Below are 17,505 nucleotides of genomic sequence, written 5' to 3'. Positions count from 1 at the left end.
TCAGCCTGGCAGTCGTGCGCTGACGAGGCACAGGCTGCGGTGCTGGCGAAGCTGAATGAGGGTGTGAGAGGTTTTCATGCCTTCAACCCTAACCGCGAGGGGAGAGGATGGCAAGCAGTCGAAAAAAATTGAGAGGAATACTCGGAAAGCGGGCTTTTGCAGGATTTTATTGCGCTGGAGGTCGCTGATCGTTGTGATATTTGCGCGAGGTTTGATTGGGGCGCAATTGGGGTTTATAGCAGTTCAGTAAGTATTGATGTGCGTTGTAGGCCGCCTTCGCGAGCAAGCTCGCTCCCACAGGGATTTGTGTTTTGAACGCAATCCAATGTGGGAGCGAGCTTGCTCGCGAAGGGGCCATCAGCCCATCGGCTGTCTTAAGGCTGAAATGCGCCAATGAAAATCGCCGGATCCACCCGCGCATCATTCAGGCTGACATTCCAGTGCATGTGCGGCCCGGTCGCCCGACCAGTCGAGCCAACCTTGCCGACCACAGCGCCCCGCGCCAGTTGATCGCCGACTTTCACATCAATCTTCGACATATGGCAGAACATGCTGATAAAGCCCTGCCCATGGTCGACAAACACGGTGTTGCCATTAAAGAAGTAGTTGCCGGTGAGGATCACCTTGCCCGCCGCCGGCGTCTTGATCGGCGTGCCCGCTGGCACGGCAAAGTCGAGACCCGCGTGGGGATTGCGTTCTTCACCATTAAAGAAGCGACGCACACCAAACTTGCTCGACAACGGACCGTTCACCGGTTTGTCCAACAACAGATTGCTCGGCGTGTTCGGGCTGAAGCTGCGATATGCCTTGATCTGTTCGGCCAGTTCACCCTCGATGCGTTTGAGGTTCGACTGATCCGGGTTGACTTGCTGTTTGTTCTTCAGGGTGATGCGTTGTTCCGGGTATTTCTTGTTGCCCACGGTGAATGGCAAGTTACGTCCGCCGCTGCTGATCTGCTGCGCACCCGGTTTAACGGTAAGTGGCACGCCGACGATCGCCAGCCAGGTGTTCTGTTCTTTTACCACCAGCACCGGTTTGCCCTGATACGTGGCTTTCGGTGCCTGCGCGGCGGTGCCCAGATCAACCACCGCCACACCGCCCGGCACCGGTTTGTTCAGTAGCCGGGTGATGTAACTGTCGGCGTGGGCATTGAAGGTCAGGCAGAGCAAAAACAGTGGAGCGAGAAAGCGAGGCATGGATCAGTCCAGTAAAGAGAGAGTGACAGGCGTCAGGTGATTGTCCTCGACGCGCACTTGCAGTTCGCCTTCGCCGAGTTTGGCTTTGAGGCGCTGGCCGGTGTGGGTCTGCGCGGCGTTGCGGATCGCGTGGCCGCGCTCATCCAGCAGAATGCTGTAACCGCGCCCGAGCGTTGCCAGCGGGCTGACCACGTGCAGTGTCTGCATCTGGCTGTGCAATTGCAGGCGCCGGTTTTTCAGACCTTCGTGCATGGCGCGAGGCAAGCGTTCGGCGAAGCTGTCGAGTCGCTGGCGCAGCATCGCCAATTGCCGCCCCGGATGCTGGCCAGCGAGGCGTGTTTCCAGGCGGATCAGGCGCTCGCGACGGGTATTGAGATGGCGCTCGAACGCCCGACGCATGCGCATGTCCAGATCATCCAGGCGCTGAGCCTGTTGGCGCAGACGTTCGCCGGGATGGCGCAAGCGACGGGCCATGCCTTCCAGGCGCAGACGATCACGCATCAAACGGTCGCGCATGCGCATCACCAAGCGCCGATGCAGGCTTTCGACCTGACGGATCAGATGACTGGAATCGGGCGCGAGTAATTCGGCAGCCGCAGACGGCGTCGGTGCGCGAACGTCGGCAACAAAGTCGCTGATCGACACATCGGTTTCATGGCCGACGGCGCTGACAATCGGCGTCACACAGGCATCGACGGCACGGGCCACGGCTTCTTCGTTGAAGCACCAGAGGTCTTCCAGCGAGCCGCCGCCACGGGCAAGGATCAGTGCGTCGAAACCACGGGCATCGGCCATTTTCAGCGCGCGGACGATTTGCGCGGTGGCTTCGCGGCCTTGTACGGCAGTTGGAATCAGCGTCAGTTGCACCTGCGGCGCACGGCGGCGGAATACGCTGATGATGTCGCGAATTACCGCGCCGGTTGGCGAGCTGATGATGCCAATGCGCTGCGGATGCGCGGGCAACGGCACTTTGCGTTCGGCACTGAACAGACCTTCGGCGCTGAGCTTTTCCTTCAGCGCATCGAAGGCCAGACGCAGTGCACCGTCACCGGCAGGTTCGACAGTGTCGAGAATCAACTGATAGTCGCCACGGCCTTCGAACAGCGAAACCTTGCCGCGCACTTTGACGGCCAAACCGTCCTTGAGCGCCTGACGCACGCGCGCCGCGTTCTGTCGGAACAATGCGCAACGCACCTGCGCGCCGCTGTCCTTGAGGGTGAAGTAGATGTGACCGGACGCCGGGCGCGCGAGGTTGGAGATTTCGCCTTCGACCCAGATGTTGCTGAACACGTCTTCGAGCAACACCCGCGCGCGGCCGTTGAGCTGGCTGACGGTCAGGACCTCACGGTCCAGGCCAAGTCTTGCAAAGGGATCTTTAATCATGGGGCGCAGTTTAAAGGCATTTGCTGATCAATCTCCATGAATGACCATAAATCCCTGTGGGAGCGAGCCTGCTCGCGAAGGCGTCTTATCCTTCGACACCTTCAGTGGCTGACGGTCCGCTTTCGCGAGCAAGCTCGCTCCCACAGGGGGGATTGGTGAAGGTCTGGAGGAAGTGTTGGATCAGCGGCGTGGGGTTCTGTGGGTAGGCGAGGGCGACAGTGCTTTGGCAATCGGGATCGGTCAGCGGCAGAAATCGTACACCGCTCGGGGCGATGTCCTGCATTGATTCCGGCAGCAGGGCGATGCCGAACCCAGCCTGAATCAGCTGGAGCTGGGTGGTCTTGCGGGACATGACCCGCGCCGCTTGCGGAAAGAAGCCCTGACGCATGCACAATTCAGCACACAGATAACTCAGACCGCCGCGTTGCGGATGCGGGATCGAGATGAATGCCTCGTCCTTCAGTTGGGCCAGGTCGACACGCTCAGCCTCGGCCAATCGATGATTCATCGGCACTGCCAACAGCAGCCGTTCAGTAAACAGCGGCACAATCTGAACACCTTCGCGCTGGCGCAACACCGGCAGGCGCAGCAGGCCGACATCGAGGCGTCCTTCGGCGAGTTCTTCCAGTTGCGCTTCCGAAGAGAGTTTGCCGATATCCAGTGATACGCCAGGCTGTTGCTGCAGATAAGCGCCGATGTCACTGAGCAAACGGCCGCTGATCGACACAGTGCTGGAATGGCTGAGGCGTAAGGTGCCGAGCTGACCGTTGCCGACTTCCGTGGCCATGGCGCTGGCCTTGCTCAGCTCGTTCAGCAGATTTCTTGCTCGCGGCAAAAAAGCTTCGCCTGCTGCAGTCAGGCGAGGCTGGCGCGCGGTGCGCTCGAAAAGCGGGGTTTGCAGGCGCGTTTCCATGTCCTTGATTTGCCGGCTCAGCGCCGATTGCGCAACGAACAAACGTTCAGCCGCAGCACTGAAACTGCCGCAGTCGGCAATTTCGACGAAGTAACGCAATTGACGGGTTGAAAGCACCAGTTATGCCTTTTTGAGATGGGTGATCGACTTTGAAGATATTAGTCGCAACCCTCGGCGCTGGCTAAAGTCATCTGAGGCATATTAAGGAAGCGGAACGATGAGTGTGGCGGGGATGTTGAGTGAATGGGCGTGGGGCGCTGGCGGTTGGGCGGTGATTGGGTTGGGCATCGCATTGGCTTACATCGTGTTCGGCATTGCCGGATTTGGCACTGCATTGGTGGCGGGGCCGATTCTGCTTCTGTTCATGCCGTTGTCAAAGATTGTGCCGCTGTTGGTGCTGCTTGATTTCGTTGCAGCGTTCGGCAACCTGCTGCCGTCGCGGCGCGATGTGGCAAAACCGGAGTTGTTACGGCTGCTGCCGTGCATGGCAGTCGGCTGCACATTGGGGGTGATTTTCCTGCTCAACCTCAAATCCGATGTGTTGCTGTTGTTGATGGGATTGTTTATCAGCGCTTACGCGATTTACAGCCTGTGGGTCAAAGCCCGGCCGACGCAATTGTCGGCGGCCTGGGCAGTGCCGATGGGGACAGTGGGCGGGTTGTTCGGCGCGCTGTTTGGCAGTGGCGGCTTTCTATACGCGATTTATCTCAACAGTCGGCTGCCGAAAGACGCCGCGCGGGCCACGCAAAGTGCGCTTATCAGTTGCAGCACGGTGGTGCGTTTGAGCCTGTTTGCCATCGCCGGTGTGTATGCCGAGCTACCCTTGTTGATGCTGGCGTTGTGTCTGTTGCCGGCCATGGCGCTGGGGCTGTGGATCGGGCGGCGCTTGACCATGAAGTTGTCGCGCGAGGCATTTGTACGGCTGGTGACGTGGCTGGTGCTGGCGAGCGGGCTGGCATTGATCGGGCGCTACCTCAGCACTTGACCGGATTTTGTCAGGGATTAAGCTGCCGGCCTTTAGGGCCTCTTCGCGAGCAGGTCGAATCGTCGCACCGTCGCTCCCACAGGGAACTGCATTCCATTGTGGGAGCGAGCTTGCTCGCGAAGGCGTCAGAAGTCACACCGCAGGATTTCCCATGAATTCGCAAAGCATCATCGTCCCGAAAATCTCCACCCTGCCGGTCCACGAACCCCGGGCCCGGGCGATCGTGCGCTGGCTGGTGCGCAAGAACATCATCAAAGAAGAGCTGACAACCTGTGGCCGCACCGGCAACCGCATGGCGTATGCGATTGCTGATGGCGCCCGTGCCGTGGTGCTTCACCCGCAAGCGTTGCCATTTGGTGAGCCGATCAACGGGCTGGAGATCGTCACCAAACGCTGCATCTACACACCGGCCAAGGGCTTTCTCGAAGAGGCCGGTTGCGCCGAGTGTCGTCGCGAGATCGGCGAAGCGCTGTTCGAAAGCCTCGAAGACTGGATGCCGGGGCGCACCGACAACTTCACCTGCCCGGAATGCGGTCACGAAGACGACATCAACGGCTTCCTGTACCTGCAGGAGTGCGGGTTTTCCAACCTCGGTTTCATCTTCAACAACTGGCTGGAGGCGGGCTTCAAGCAGAGCTTTATCGATGAGTTCGCCGATTGGCTCGATCAACCTGTCTCTTGGGTCAAGGTGGAGCTGTAACGGCGGGGATTCCCGTACATCAGCAACATTGATATTAAGCTGAGTTTTACATTGAACAGCAGGGGGTGGATGACTATAATGGCGCGCTTCCATTTTCCCGCTCGGGAGCCCCCGCGATGCTGCGTATCAGCCAAGAAGCTCTGACATTCGACGACATTCTCTTAGTGCCTGGTTATTCCGAGGTGCTTCCTAACGAAGTCAGTCTCAAGACCCGCCTTACCCGTGGCATCGAGCTGAACATTCCTCTGGTTTCTGCCGCAATGGACACCGTCACTGAAGCCCGTCTGGCAATCGCCATGGCTCAGGAAGGTGGCATCGGCATTATCCACAAGAACATGACCATCGAGCAGCAAGCTGCCGAAGTGCGTAAGGTCAAGAAGTTCGAAGCCGGCGTCGTCAAGGATCCGATCACCATCGAGGCTGATGCCACGGTACGTGACCTGTTCGAATTGACCCGCATGCACAACATTTCCGGCGTTCCGGTCCTGCACGATGGCGACCTGGTCGGCATCGTCACTTCCCGTGACGTGCGTTTCGAAACCCGTCTGGAAGCCACCGTACGTGAAGTGATGACGCCTAAAGAGCGTCTGGTCACCGTGCGTGAAGGCGCCGACAAGAACGAAGTCCGCGAGCTGCTGCACAAGCACCGTCTGGAAAAAGTTCTGATCGTCGATGACAAGTTTGCCCTCAAAGGCATGATGACCGTCAAAGACATCGAAAAAGCCAAAGCCTACCCGCTGGCCAGCAAGGACGATCAAGGTCGTCTGCGCGTGGGCGCTGCGGTCGGTACCGGTAAAGACACCGGTGACCGCGTCGCTGCTCTGGTCAATGCCGGTGTGGACGTGGTGGTAGTTGATACCGCCCACGGTCACTCCAAAGGCGTGATCGACCGCGTTCGCTGGGTCAAAGAGAATTTCCCTGAAGTGCAGGTGATCGGCGGCAACATCGCCACCGGCGCCGCAGCCAAGGCCCTGGCCGAAGCTGGCGCTGATGCGGTCAAGGTCGGTATCGGCCCTGGCTCGATCTGCACCACCCGTATCGTCGCCGGTGTCGGCGTCCCGCAAATCAGTGCCATCGCCAACGTCGCCGCTGCCCTTGAAGGCACTGGCGTACCGTTGATCGCCGACGGCGGCATCCGTTTCTCCGGTGACCTGTCCAAGGCCATCGTAGCCGGTGCTTCCTGCGTGATGATGGGCTCGATGTTCGCTGGTACTGAAGAAGCGCCGGGCGAAATCGAACTGTTCCAGGGCCGTTCGTACAAGGCGTATCGCGGCATGGGTTCGCTGGGCGCCATGTCCCAGGCTCAAGGTTCCTCCGACCGTTACTTCCAGGACTCCTCGGCAGGCGCCGAGAAACTCGTTCCGGAAGGCATCGAAGGCCGTGTGCCTTACAAAGGCACCCTGAGCGCGATCATTCACCAGTTGATGGGCGGTCTGCGTTCCTCGATGGGCTACACCGGTAGCGCCAACATCGAAGAAATGCGCACCAAGCCTGAATTCGTGCGGATCACCGGCGCCGGCATGGCCGAATCCCACGTTCACGACGTGCAGATCACCAAAGAAGCGCCAAACTACCGCGTAGGTTGAGCCTTCAAGCTACAAGCAAAGCAACCGGGGCTGTTTGATTCAGCCCCGAGTTGTTTCTGAATCACGACTGTTTCTGAACGACTTAGACGAGACTGAATCATGGCCCTCGATATTCACGCTCACCGCATCCTGATCCTCGACTTCGGCTCGCAATACACCCAACTGATCGCCCGCCGCGTGCGCGAAATCGGTGTGTACTGCGAACTGCACCCGTTCGACATGGACGAAGATGCGATCCGCGAATTCGCTCCTAAAGGCGTCATCCTCGCCGGCGGCCCCGAGTCCGTGCACGTCGCCGACAGCCCGCGTTGCCCACAGGCAGTATTTGACCTGGGCGTACCGGTCTTTGGTATCTGCTACGGCATGCAGACCATGGCCGAGCAACTGGGCGGCAAGGTTGAAGGCTCCGAGCTGCGTGAGTTCGGTTACGCCCGCGTTGACGTGGTCGGCAAGAGCCGCCTGCTCGACGGCATTGAAGACCACATCGACGCTGACGGCCTGTTCGGCCTCGACGTATGGATGAGCCACGGTGACAAAGTCACCAAGATGCCGGAAGACTTCCACATCCTCGCCAGCACCCCAAGCTGCCCGATCGCCGGCATGTTCAACGACGACCGTGGCTACTACGGCGTGCAGTTCCACCCGGAAGTGACCCACACCAAGCAGGGCGGTCGTATCCTGTCGCGCTTCGTCCTCGACATCTGCGGCTGTGAAGCCCTATGGACGCCGTCGAAGATCGCTGAAGACGCCATCGCCAACATCCGCGCCCAAGTCGGCACCGACAACGTATTGCTGGGCCTGTCCGGCGGCGTTGACTCCTCGGTGGTTGCCGCGCTGCTGCACAAAGCCATCGGCGACCAACTGACCTGCGTCTTCGTCGACAACGGCCTGCTGCGTCTGCACGAAGGCGAGCAAGTGATGGCCATGTTCGCCGAGAACATGGGCGTCAAGGTGATCCGCGCCAACGCTGAGGAGCAGTTCCTCAACAACCTGGCCGGCGAAGCTGACCCGGAAAAGAAGCGCAAGATCATCGGTCGCACCTTCATCGACGTCTTCGATGCCCAGTCGAACAAACTGGAAAACATCAAGTACCTCGCTCAGGGCACCATCTACCCGGACGTGATCGAGTCGGCTGGCGCGAAAAGCGGCAAGGCCCATGTGATCAAGTCGCACCACAACGTGGGCGGCCTGCCGGAAGAGATGAACCTGAAACTGGTCGAGCCACTGCGCGAACTGTTCAAGGACGAAGTCCGTCGTCTGGGCCTGGAGCTGGGCCTGCCGTACGACATGGTCTACCGTCACCCGTTCCCGGGCCCGGGCCTGGGCGTGCGCATCCTCGGTGAAGTGAAGAAGGAATACGCCGACCTGCTGCGTCGCGCTGACCACATCTTCATCGAAGAACTGCGCAAAGCTGACTGGTACCACAAGGTCAGCCAGGCGTTCGTCGTGTTCCAGCCAGTGAAATCGGTTGGCGTGGTCGGCGATGGCCGTCGTTACGCCTGGGTCGTGGCCCTGCGTGCCGTAGAAACCATCGACTTCATGACCGCGCGTTGGGCTCACCTGCCTTACGAACTGCTGGAAACCGTTTCCGGCCGCATCATCAATGAAATCGAAGGCATCTCCCGCGTCACTTACGACGTGTCGAGCAAGCCGCCGGCGACGATTGAGTGGGAATGATCTCACTACCCGTTGATTAACGAAAAACCCTTGGCCTGAAGCCAAGGGTTTTTTCGTTTCATGCCTTGAAAACGGGTTAGTTGGGTAAGCGACTTTGCAGGGTCAAGCCGATCTCTATCAGGCGCTGGGATAAAGCGCCGAGGTTACGGAACATGATGCCGCTGATCCGGGGCATCGACTGTGCCCAGATGTAAAACTGACCATTCCTGCAATTTACTACTGTTCGAACGATATTGCTGGAGCTGTCGCGACGCACGAGCATGTAGGTGTTTTGCATTTTTTTGAGTATGAACATGCCGTTGCGATTGAGGAGTGTGTTCTCTGTTGCCTCAGTCCATTGCGGCACAGGTGTTTCGATCTGCAAGCGCAGATCGGCGAATAGGATATCGGATGAGTTGCGCGTCGTTGCCCCGTTATCAAACGGGCCCCGAGTGACTTTCAGTCCCGGGTCGAGACTGACGCCGGGCACTTCGCTGGGCACCGCTTCTTCAATGCGTAAACCGATGCCGCCCCTGAGTTCGCTTATGCCTGGCAGATTTCTGAAAGCGTTGGTGTTCGTTGCCTCGACCAGGGCAACCCATTTTCCGGGTCTGTTGAGGAGCTCGTCACCCCACATGATTTGAGAGGCGAGCCGGGCGTGGATCATCTGCTCTTCGATCGAAGTCAGCGGTATTTTCAGTTTGTAACTGTGTGCGACTTCAAGACCATGGCTGCGGATGCCATTGGCCTGGGCAGCCTTGATCAGTTCGAGCATGTTGAATCGGTCATCAGGGTCGGTACTCAGGCCGGACAAGTAGCCGCGAAGATCCTCTGACATCTCTCCCGACAGGTAAAAGTCGTTGAGATCTGCCTGGGCAAAATCATTCAGCAAACCACGTACGTACAGTGTGTCGATATGCCGTGCGAACGCTGGCATGTTTTCGATCATGAACCGCATGCTGGCGATGCGATCAAGGGTTTCGCCGACGACCAGTCCATCGGTATTGGCAAAGATGCGATCAATCAACTCAGCCGTCTGCATCTCGGGATCGATTTTCGGGATGACTGGCCGTGCGGGCAGGTTGGTCCAGTTCATCTCCGAGTAATACTCTTTGGCCTTGTTTAGCAGGGATGTGCGTCTGTCGCGGAAATAAGCCTCATACGTTTCGGCAGTGGATGGATGACCGCGGTTTGCACTGGAGAACTCGTCGAAAGTCTCGGGCAGGTTCATTGCCCATCTTTTCATTTTCGCAATGTCCATTCCTACGATGTCGTTCAGGGGAGTAACCAGACGCAGTGGTCGCGCAACCGGTGAAACCGGTTCAACGAGGGAAGCTCCGCTGACGGGGTTGATGAGGCTGGGGCCGAGGATGAGGACGAGGGCAGATCAATGCCCAGTAAACAGGCCTTGCCCAGGCATTGGCCGCCTCCCCTGAGGCGCAACGCGGGTATGCGTTCCCACTTGCCGCTACTACTCAAGCGTACTGGCAACGAGTAAGCGAACTGATTGGGTCGCTCGGGATTGACGATGGCCCAGTGGCCAGTGTCTTCGGAGTCGGCAAAGTAGCGCACGTAGTAAGCCGCACCCTCCATTTCGATGGCATAGCCCGGCTCCTTGTCCAGGCGGTAAATGCCCTCATACTTGCCTGGAGCTGCCTCTGCAGAACGCTGGGCAAGTAGCTCGTTGCATCGATATTTGGCAGGAATCTTTGGAACAGACCAACCTTGGCGCGCAGCCGGCGTGGCCAACTGCCGGGTGGATGCGATGGTGGTCCCGGTGGCAATTTCGTTTGCCAGCTCGACGGTCGCCTGTGGATCAATCGTCGCGACTGGCGGTTGATCCACAGGCGGCAAGAAGGGTGCGTCAGGCGCAGTGAACTCGACCAACCCGAGCATTTCTTGCGCTTCGGCAAACTCCACCTGCGGGCCCACTTCAAGTTGCGCGCCCGTGCTGATCAGAAACGGAATGTTGAACACAATGTCGATCGCATTGAGCACTGCTCCGGTAACACCGGCTTTGCGTTCGGTTAGCGTAGTGCCGTTGATGGCCTGATCAATGTTCAATCCCATGTTCGCGATGCTGGCGCCAATCAAAGGCAACGCCAAAGGCCAGCCCACCGCTGCCATCGGGCCGAATACTTTCAGACCGGCACTCAAATAACCGATCCAGAGTTTTTTGCGCAATTGACTGTTGGAAGTGAGTACAAGGTGCGCCTCGGCAACCATGGCCGTACGTGTCGACTCGCTCAACCAAGTGAATGCGTCACCGCTGATCGCGACGTTGCTGCGATTGATCATTTGATGATCGCTGTGACCCCAAGTGCTCACCAGGCGGTTCATCAGATCGGTGAGGTTTTCGGTCAAGTGATTGCGGTCAGCCAGCGGGAAATGCTTGAGAAGAGCCGTGCGCTTGTCCTCTGAATTCATCTGCTCCAGCATCCACCAATGCAGATCCGCTTCATTCTCCATCAAGAGGAATGTCTGGGATTCACCTGGCAAGTAAAGGGTCTGGCGGCCACTGTCTTCCACCAGACGCAGTGCATTGGAAGCTACGTGGCCATCGAGATCCAGCGCCCGCACTTCAGCACCTACCGGGTGTAACGCTTGCAGCATTGGCAAGGTAACGGGCCAGGTAACGGGCCCGATTACCGAGTCGACGACGCGCTGAAAGTCAGTTCCGTCAAGGTCACCCTGTTGCAGCGCCTGCACCGCCAGGCTGAGAAAGTTGCACTTTGCCAGGGCTCGGAAGTTATCCGACGAGGTTTGCCAGAAAGTCGTCAGTTGGCCTATGTAGCGCGCGCTGAAGTCGACGTCCCAGAACGCCTTCAGCACATCACTGCCCAGCAACCGGACTTCATTGCTCTGATTGAAGTTTTCCGCCTCCGGGCCATCCGAGTAGAACCCGCAGTAAAGACCAAGCAGATCTGCGTTGTCTTGATCAGTCGCGCGAAAGCGATGGATCACCAACTGTGTGAGGGTGAGCGTTTCGTAAGGTTTTTCCAGCAAATGTTCCCAACCCGTGAAGGTCAGCGTGCTGCTCTGCGCCGTTTTGAAACGGTGGAAGTAAACACGGTCGGAATCGAGGCCGGACAGTCCGTTGTCCGCCAGTATTTCGTTGGCAACTTGATGGGCAGCGTCGAGCAGACTCGGGCAGGTCTGCACGATCGTCGCAGCAATGGCTTTGAGGGCGGTTTTGTCCTCAGCGTTTGGCAGGAGACGTCGTTCGGGGGAGGTCATGCGTTCTTCATCCTTGAGAAACAAAGACTGAGCATGACCGATTCGCTCAAGGGCAGTGCACTACCCGGCTACCGCATATTGTTCCCCTATTGATAATCGAGTAGGTGTGATGGGGGAGGATGGCTTGTCTGGCGTTATCCAGCCGCTAGCTGGATTCGCAAGTGCAGAGGAAGGTTGATAAAAAATGCCAGTCAGTTTTGCTGACTGGCATTTTTCGTTGTCGGGCCTTCCTTGCTCAGTTTTAACCGGAGAGCCTCAATCAGGGATCCGGCTACGCAATATCAGCCCGGTATCGGACAACCGTTGAGACATGTCCTTCAGGTTGGCGAATGCGATGTCATTCACCCGCTGCCACGCAGGTCGGTGGAGGGAGACCTTGCCGTCACTCGATCGAGTGATCGGTGTGCGTTGCAGCATGCCTTGTTTGCTGCGGTGGATCAGCGTGTAGCGCTCACCTGTTTTTTCGAACAGATACATGCCGCGCCTGTACAACAGATTCTCCAGCGTTTCTTCGGTCCAGGTCACCTCGGGTGCGGGCATTTTCAAGCGCAGATCGGCGCGCAGAAAGTCTGGATTTCCTTGTCTGACAGTGCCGCCGGGCGAGCTGCCGCGTGGTACTTCAATACCCGGATCGACATCCACGCCCAGCTCTTCACCGGCGCCGACTTCATCGATTCGCAAGCCTATTCCCCCCTTCAGTTCACTGATGCCCAGCAGTCCTCTGAAGGTATTGGTGCTGTTAGCATCGGTTACTACGATCCATTTTCCCGGGCTGTTGAGGTAGACGTCACCGGTCATGATGTCGTTGGTCAGGAAGGTGTTCATCATTTGCTCGTCGACGGAGGGCAGCGGTGTTTTCATTTTGTAGCTGGCGGCGCAGTCGATCGCCTGGACCCGAACCCCGTTCGCTCGCGCGACCTGGACCAGTTCCAGCGGGTTGAATCGCCCGGCGGGATCGGTGCCCAGGCTGTTCAGGTAAGTGTGTAAATCCGCAGTCATATTGCCGCTGGTGAAGTAGCGGTTCAGTTCCACTTGAGCGAAGTCACTGAGCAGGCCGCGCAGATAAAGGGTTTTCACGTGTCGGGCCAGCGCCGGCATGTTTTCAATCAGAAAACCCATGCTGGCAATGCGATCGAGGGTTTCTCCGACCACCAGCCCGGAGGCACTTTCAAAAACGCCATCGAAAAGATCGGTCAGTGGCATCAGCCGGTTGATCTCGGGTATGACCGGGCGCGCAGGCTGAATGACCCACGGCAGGTTCTTGAAAAAGCTTCGGGCCGAACTTTGCAGAAGTTGGCGTTTGCCGGCGGCATACAACTCGAACGGATCGTCCATGGCGAAACCGCCGGCACCGTCGGGTTGCAACCGGGCATGGGTTTCGTTGAGGTTCAACGCCCAGGCTTTTATCGAACGGCGTACCGACGGTTCGATGTCAAAGGCACTGGTCACCGGGCGTGGGGGCCTCGATGTCGAGGGTTGCGGTTCTTCTGCCGGTTGCACGGGCGTTTCGGGCGAGGCAGGTTCGAAGGTGTCGAGCTCGAGATCCGGAGTGCATTGTTTGCCCATGCACTGGCCGCCACCCTTGAGACCCAAGGCTGGCATGCGCTCCCATTCTCCTTCGCCATTGAGACGGACAGGCAGCGCGTGCACAAGCTGGTTTGGGCGCTCAGGGTCGACGATCGCCCAGTCGCCGCTGCCGTGAGCGTTGGCGAAGTAGCGCACATAGTACGGCGTGTCATTCATCAGAATGGCATAGGGCGGATCCGAGTCGAGGCGGTAGACACCCTGGAATTTCCCCGACTCTTCGCCGAGCGCTGTGCCATCAAGCAACTCGTTGCATTGGTAGCGTTCGGGCACCGGAGGCGGTAGGGCGTTTTGCGCCGGAATTAGCGTCGTTTCATCGATATTTGGCAGGGTGATGTCGGCATCGTCCGGCAGCATGATCGGCTCTTGGTAATCGGCTTCGACAGAGGCATTCAAGGCTTCGCTGTACTCAGCCATCTCGGCGGCTTCTGCCGCCTCGACCTCGGCGCCAACCTCCAGCATCGGCCCGGTGCCGATCAGCAATGGAAGGTTGAATAACAGATTGATACCACTCAAAACCGCACCCAGCACGCCGGCCTTGCGTTCGGCCCTTGTCTTGCCGTTTTGCGCCTGATCGATATTCAGACCCATGCTGGCAAGGGTGGCGCCAATCACCGGTAACGCCAGCGGCCAACCGACAGTGGCCATCGGAGCAAATACCTTGAGGCCCGCACTCAGATAGCCGATCCACAGTTTCTTGCGCAGATCGCCATTGGACGTCAGGGACAGGTGGGCTTCAGCAAACATCGCCTGACGTGTCGAGTCACGCAGCCAACTGAATGCATCATCGCTCAGTTCCTGGTTTGTGCGGTTGATCAGGTGATGGTCGGCCCGGCCCCAGGTGGCCACCAAGCGATTCATCAGATCGGGCATGTTCTCGCTCATGTGCTGACGATCGGCGAGGGCAAAGTGCTCCAGGAAGGTCGCGCGGCGTTTGGCGTCGTTCAGTTGATCCAGAACCCACCAATGCAGGTCTGCCGGCGTTTCCTTGACCACGAACGCTGCAGTCTCACTCGGCAGATAGATAATCTGCCGACCGGCAGAATCGACGATACGCAGCAATTGCGTGGAGATATGCCCGTCAATGTCGAAGGCGAACACATTCCCCGTTGTTGTGTGGCTTGCTTGCAACATGCTCAGGTTGACCGGCCAGCTGACCGGTCCCACCACTGTGTCCACCAGCCATTGAAAGTCACTGCGGGTGAGTTGCCCAAGGTCCAGCGCCTGCACTGCACGGTTGAGGAAATTGCACTTGGCCAAGGTGCGGAAATCCTCGCCGTGGCTGTTCCAGAAGTCCGTCAGCGTGGCGCTGTAGTGCCCACTGAAATCGAGGTTCCAGAACACCTTCAGGACCTCGTTGCCGTGCAGGCACACCTGGTTTTTTTCGTCGAAATTTTCGCCATGCGGACCTTCGCTGTAGAAGCCACCGTACAGATCGAGCAGGTCGGCGTTGTCCTGGTCGGTGGCACGAAAACGATGAATGACCAGCTGTGTCAGGGTCATCGATTCGTAGGGTTTCTCGCGGATGTGCTCCCAGCCGGTAAACGAGCGAGTGCTGCTCTGGGCCGTCTTGAAGCGATGGAAATAAACCTCATCCGGGTCGAGGCTTGACAGGCCTTTTGCTTCCAGCAGATCACGGGCGGCTTCATGGGCAGCGTCCTGCAGTCCGGGGCAATTGTGCACGACGGTATAGGCGATTCGCTTCAGAGCCGCCTTGTCTGCCGCGTTAGGCAGAAGGCTTTGTTGGGTGGCGTACATGCTTTCTCCATCCTTGAGAAATGAAGGCCGAGCATGGCCGATTCGCTCAAGGGGAGTGCACTACATATGTACCGCACATGATCGTTGGAAACGTGTCGGGGTCAGCGCCGTGCCACGTCGGAAAAGTAGAATTTGTCGAGGGTGTGGCGGGATTCGGTGTACTCGAACTGACGCCCGTCCTGGAGGAAGGTCTGGTTGCTGACCACGATCACATGGCTCTGGCCATCGAGGTCCAGGTGCAGTTGATCATCCTTGCTGCGCGGCACCGCTTCGATGGTGCGTTGGGCGTAGGCAATCTGTAGCTGCAGGGTCTGCTCGATATGGGCGTAGATCGATTGCTCGGCGATGTCGAGGGACAGGCCGGGAATCACTTCGCTGACGAAGTGGTTGATGTCGAGGATCACGCGTTTACCGTCGATCCGCCGCACACGTTTGATTCGGGTGATGAGGCTGCCGGGTTCGGCATGGATGTGTTCGAGCAGGGCGCCTTCGAGCGGGATCTGGCTCAGCTCGACCACTTCGGTGCTGACATCGTTGCCCAGGCGCGGATAGGTTTCCTGGAAACTGACGATGCCGCCGAGCTGAAACTCGATCGGGTTGGTCGACAGCACAAAGGTGCCCTTGCCGTGGATTTTCTGCGCAAAGCCGCGTTCCTGAAGCAGTTCAATGGCTTTGCGCACCGTGCCTCGGCTGGCCTGATAGCTGTCCATCAGTTCGGTTTCGGAAGGCAGGCGGGCGCCGCGCTCCAGGCGTTCAGTCGTGATGCTGGCCAGCAGATCGCTATAGATCTGGTTGTATTTGCTCATGGGTAGGCTCGGTGCCGACTGTGCTCAAAGCTTCGAACCTTAAGGCCAGGGTAGGGCTTTGTCCATGTGGGCGATGGAAATCACCCTAAGGCGGGGTAGGAAAATTCGCCTTCGGTCTGGCAGGAACATACATAAACAAACTCGTCTGTACGAGTTGTTGCATTAACTCGTACAGACGAGTATTTTTCGCTTCGGCGTGCTGCCAATAACAACAATCCATAGCGGAAGAACTAGCATGAGCCACGACTATCCGAACATCGCCAGGCAATTGCTGCAAAGCCTCGGCGGCAGCGACAACCTCGAACAGGCCGCCCATTGCGTCACGCGGTTGCGGCTGGCCCTGAAAGATCCGGGCCTGGTCGACAGTGCCATGCTCAACCAGATAGACCTGGTCAAAGGCTCGTTCTTTACCGGTGGCCTGTATCAGGTGGTGATCGGTCCGGGCGAAGTGGAAAAGGTCTATGCCGAACTGCGTCGTCAGACCGGTCTCGCGGCGTCGACGATCGCTGACGTCAAACAGAAAAGCACTGAAAAGATCAACGCCATGCAGCGTCTGGTGCGGGTGTTTTCTGACGTGTTCATGCCGATTCTGCCGGCGCTGATCATTGCCGGCCTGCTGATGGGCATCAACAATCTGCTGGGTGCCAAAGGCATGTTCATCGACGGGCAGACCCTGCTCGATGCCTACCCGAAACTCGATGGGCTGTGGAGCCTGATCAATCTGATGGCCAACACCTCGTTCGTGTTTCTGCCAGCGCTGGTGGGCTGGTCGGCGGCCAAGCGCTTTGGCGGCAGCGAGATCCTCGGCATCGTCCTCGGTCTGATGCTGGTGCACCCGGATCTGCTTAACGCCTGGAACTACGGCAAGGCCGTGGCCGGGCTGGACGGGCAGCATCTGCCGTACTTCGATATTCTCGGGTTGTTTCAGGTGGAAAAGGTCGGCTATCAGGGGCAGATCCTGCCGATTCTGCTGGCCGCTTACGTAATGAGCGTCATCGAGCAATGGCTGCGCGCGCGCGTGCCCAACGCCATTCAGTTACTCGTGGTACCGATCACCACCATCGTCGTTACCGGCGTACTGGCGCTGGCCGTGATTGGCCCGGTGACCCGCCACATCGGCATCTTCATCACCGAAGGGCTGGTCATGCTGTTTGACCTGGCACCCATGGTGGGTGGCGCGATTTTCGGTCTGCTGTATGCGCCGCTGGTGATCACCGGCATGCACCACATGTTTCTCGCGGTCGACCTGCAATTGATCTCGACCCAGGGCGGTACCTTCATCTGGCCGATGATCGTCATGTCCAACCTTGCTCAGGGCAGTGCCGCCCTGGCGGTGTTCTGGATGACCCGTAATGCTCGGGACAAGAGCATGGCGTCGACTTCGGCAATCTCCGCCTACTTCGGTATCACCGAGCCGGCGATGTTCGGCGTCAACCTGCGCTACAAGTTTCCGTTTTATGCCGCGCTGACCGGTTCGGCACTGGGCTGCGTGTTCCTGTCGCTGAACAAGGTTCAGGCCTCGGCCATCGGCGTCGGTGGACTGCCGGGTTTCATCTCGATCATTCCGCAGTACATCCCGATGTTTGTGCTGGGGATGCTGATTGCCATGCTCGTGCCGTTTGTTCTGACCTGTGCATTGAGCATGAAGATTGTCCGGCCCGGTTATCGGGTTGCCTGAACAATCGCTTTCGCGAGCAGGCT

At 58.4% G+C, this 17,505-nt stretch carries 13 protein-coding genes; 6 read left to right on the top strand and 7 right to left on the bottom strand.

Annotation, left to right across the window (positions count from 1 at the left end; genetic code table 11):
• Window positions 1–374 precede the first annotated feature (374 nt).
• The 3 genes from AB4O01_RS14485 to AB4O01_RS14475 form a co-directional block, all read right to left on the bottom strand.
• Window positions 375–1,196, bottom strand: coding sequence for a peptidoglycan DD-metalloendopeptidase family protein (locus AB4O01_RS14485; protein WP_460092187.1), 822 nt, complete (start codon window positions 1,194–1,196; stop codon window positions 375–377).
• Window positions 1,197–1,199: 3 nt separating this feature from the next.
• Entirely contained in the window at window positions 1,200–2,579 is a 1,380-nt protein-coding gene (gene xseA, locus AB4O01_RS14480; RefSeq protein WP_460092185.1) for an exodeoxyribonuclease VII large subunit, read from the bottom strand.
• A gap of 85 nt (window positions 2,580–2,664) precedes the next feature.
• On the bottom strand, window positions 2,665–3,609 hold the full coding sequence (locus tag AB4O01_RS14475) for a LysR family transcriptional regulator (protein WP_460092184.1): 945 nt from the start codon (window positions 3,607–3,609) through the stop codon (window positions 2,665–2,667).
• A 100-nt stretch (window positions 3,610–3,709) separates the two neighbouring features.
• Here AB4O01_RS14475 and AB4O01_RS14470 point away from each other — a divergent pair, with 100 nt between their 5' ends.
• The 4 genes from AB4O01_RS14470 (at window position 3,710) to guaA (ending at window position 8,440) form a co-directional block, all read left to right on the top strand.
• Entirely contained in the window at window positions 3,710–4,477 is a 768-nt protein-coding gene (locus tag AB4O01_RS14470; RefSeq protein ID WP_460092182.1) for a sulfite exporter TauE/SafE family protein, read from the top strand.
• Window positions 4,478–4,628: 151 nt separating this feature from the next.
• Entirely contained in the window at window positions 4,629–5,177 is a 549-nt protein-coding gene (locus AB4O01_RS14465) for a sugar ABC transporter ATPase (protein WP_095048343.1), read from the top strand.
• A gap of 116 nt (window positions 5,178–5,293) precedes the next feature.
• Window positions 5,294–6,763 (top strand): IMP dehydrogenase, encoded by a 1,470-nt coding sequence (guaB, locus tag AB4O01_RS14460; RefSeq protein ID WP_034156270.1) that lies wholly within the window; start codon window positions 5,294–5,296, stop codon window positions 6,761–6,763.
• Between the two features lie 99 nt (window positions 6,764–6,862).
• Window positions 6,863–8,440, top strand: coding sequence for a glutamine-hydrolyzing GMP synthase (guaA, locus tag AB4O01_RS14455; protein ID WP_093430638.1), 1,578 nt, complete (start codon window positions 6,863–6,865; stop codon window positions 8,438–8,440).
• Between the two features lie 76 nt (window positions 8,441–8,516).
• On the opposite strand, the gene AB4O01_RS14450 is transcribed toward guaA, so the two are convergent.
• Window positions 8,517–9,650 carry a membrane-targeted effector domain-containing toxin gene (locus tag AB4O01_RS14450; protein ID WP_460092181.1) on the bottom strand — a complete coding sequence of 378 codons (1,134 nt, stop codon included), beginning with the start codon at window positions 9,648–9,650 and terminating at the stop codon, window positions 8,517–8,519.
• Between the two features lie 44 nt (window positions 9,651–9,694).
• A complete protein-coding gene (locus tag AB4O01_RS14445; RefSeq protein WP_460092272.1) occupies window positions 9,695–11,527 on the bottom strand; it encodes a dermonecrotic toxin domain-containing protein in 1,833 nt (610 codons plus the stop codon).
• Between AB4O01_RS14445 and AB4O01_RS14440 the strand changes: the two genes are divergently transcribed.
• A complete protein-coding gene (locus AB4O01_RS14440) occupies window positions 11,426–11,749 on the top strand; it encodes a hypothetical protein (RefSeq protein ID WP_460092333.1) in 324 nt (107 codons plus the stop codon). The two genes, AB4O01_RS14445 and AB4O01_RS14440, sit on opposite strands and share 102 nt — an antisense overlap.
• Before the next feature lie 162 nt (window positions 11,750–11,911).
• Here the strand turns inward: AB4O01_RS14440 and AB4O01_RS14435 are convergent, their stop codons facing one another.
• Complete coding sequence (locus AB4O01_RS14435) at window positions 11,912–14,998, bottom strand: membrane-targeted effector domain-containing toxin (RefSeq protein WP_460092179.1); 3,087 nt, start codon at window positions 14,996–14,998, stop codon at window positions 11,912–11,914.
• Window positions 14,999–15,099: 101 nt separating this feature from the next.
• Entirely contained in the window at window positions 15,100–15,804 is a 705-nt protein-coding gene (treR, locus tag AB4O01_RS14430) for a trehalose operon repressor (RefSeq protein ID WP_034156275.1), read from the bottom strand.
• 235 nt (window positions 15,805–16,039) lie between these two features.
• Between treR and treP the strand changes: the two genes are divergently transcribed.
• A complete protein-coding gene (gene treP, locus AB4O01_RS14425; protein WP_257356055.1) occupies window positions 16,040–17,482 on the top strand; it encodes a PTS system trehalose-specific EIIBC component in 1,443 nt (480 codons plus the stop codon).
• Window positions 17,483–17,505 lie beyond the last annotated feature (23 nt).

It is taken from the genome of Pseudomonas sp. S2_E02, assembly GCF_054668355.1.
Note: the sequence above shows the minus strand (reverse complement) of the source record. Positions and strands in the feature narration are given on the sequence as shown.

Excerpts from the sequence above, each read along its gene's own strand:
- AB4O01_RS14485 (WP_460092187.1), bottom strand. The coding sequence starts at position 1,196 with ATGCCTCGCTTTCTCGCTCCACTGTTTTTGCTCTGCCTGACCTTCAAT.
- xseA (WP_460092185.1), bottom strand. The coding sequence starts at position 2,579 with ATGATTAAAGATCCCTTTGCAAGACTTGGCCTGGACCGTGAGGTCCTG.
- AB4O01_RS14470 (WP_460092182.1), top strand. The coding sequence starts at position 3,710 with ATGAGTGTGGCGGGGATGTTGAGTGAATGGGCGTGGGGCGCTGGCGGT.
- AB4O01_RS14465 (WP_095048343.1), top strand. The coding sequence starts at position 4,629 with ATGAATTCGCAAAGCATCATCGTCCCGAAAATCTCCACCCTGCCGGTC.
- guaB (WP_034156270.1), top strand. The coding sequence starts at position 5,294 with ATGCTGCGTATCAGCCAAGAAGCTCTGACATTCGACGACATTCTCTTA.
- guaA (WP_093430638.1), top strand. The coding sequence starts at position 6,863 with ATGGCCCTCGATATTCACGCTCACCGCATCCTGATCCTCGACTTCGGC.
- AB4O01_RS14450 (WP_460092181.1), bottom strand. The coding sequence starts at position 9,650 with ATGAACCTGCCCGAGACTTTCGACGAGTTCTCCAGTGCAAACCGCGGT.
- AB4O01_RS14440 (WP_460092333.1), top strand. The coding sequence starts at position 11,426 with ATGTTCCCAACCCGTGAAGGTCAGCGTGCTGCTCTGCGCCGTTTTGAA.
- AB4O01_RS14435 (WP_460092179.1), bottom strand. The coding sequence starts at position 14,998 with ATGTACGCCACCCAACAAAGCCTTCTGCCTAACGCGGCAGACAAGGCG.
- treR (WP_034156275.1), bottom strand. The coding sequence starts at position 15,804 with ATGAGCAAATACAACCAGATCTATAGCGATCTGCTGGCCAGCATCACG.
- treP (WP_257356055.1), top strand. The coding sequence starts at position 16,040 with ATGAGCCACGACTATCCGAACATCGCCAGGCAATTGCTGCAAAGCCTC.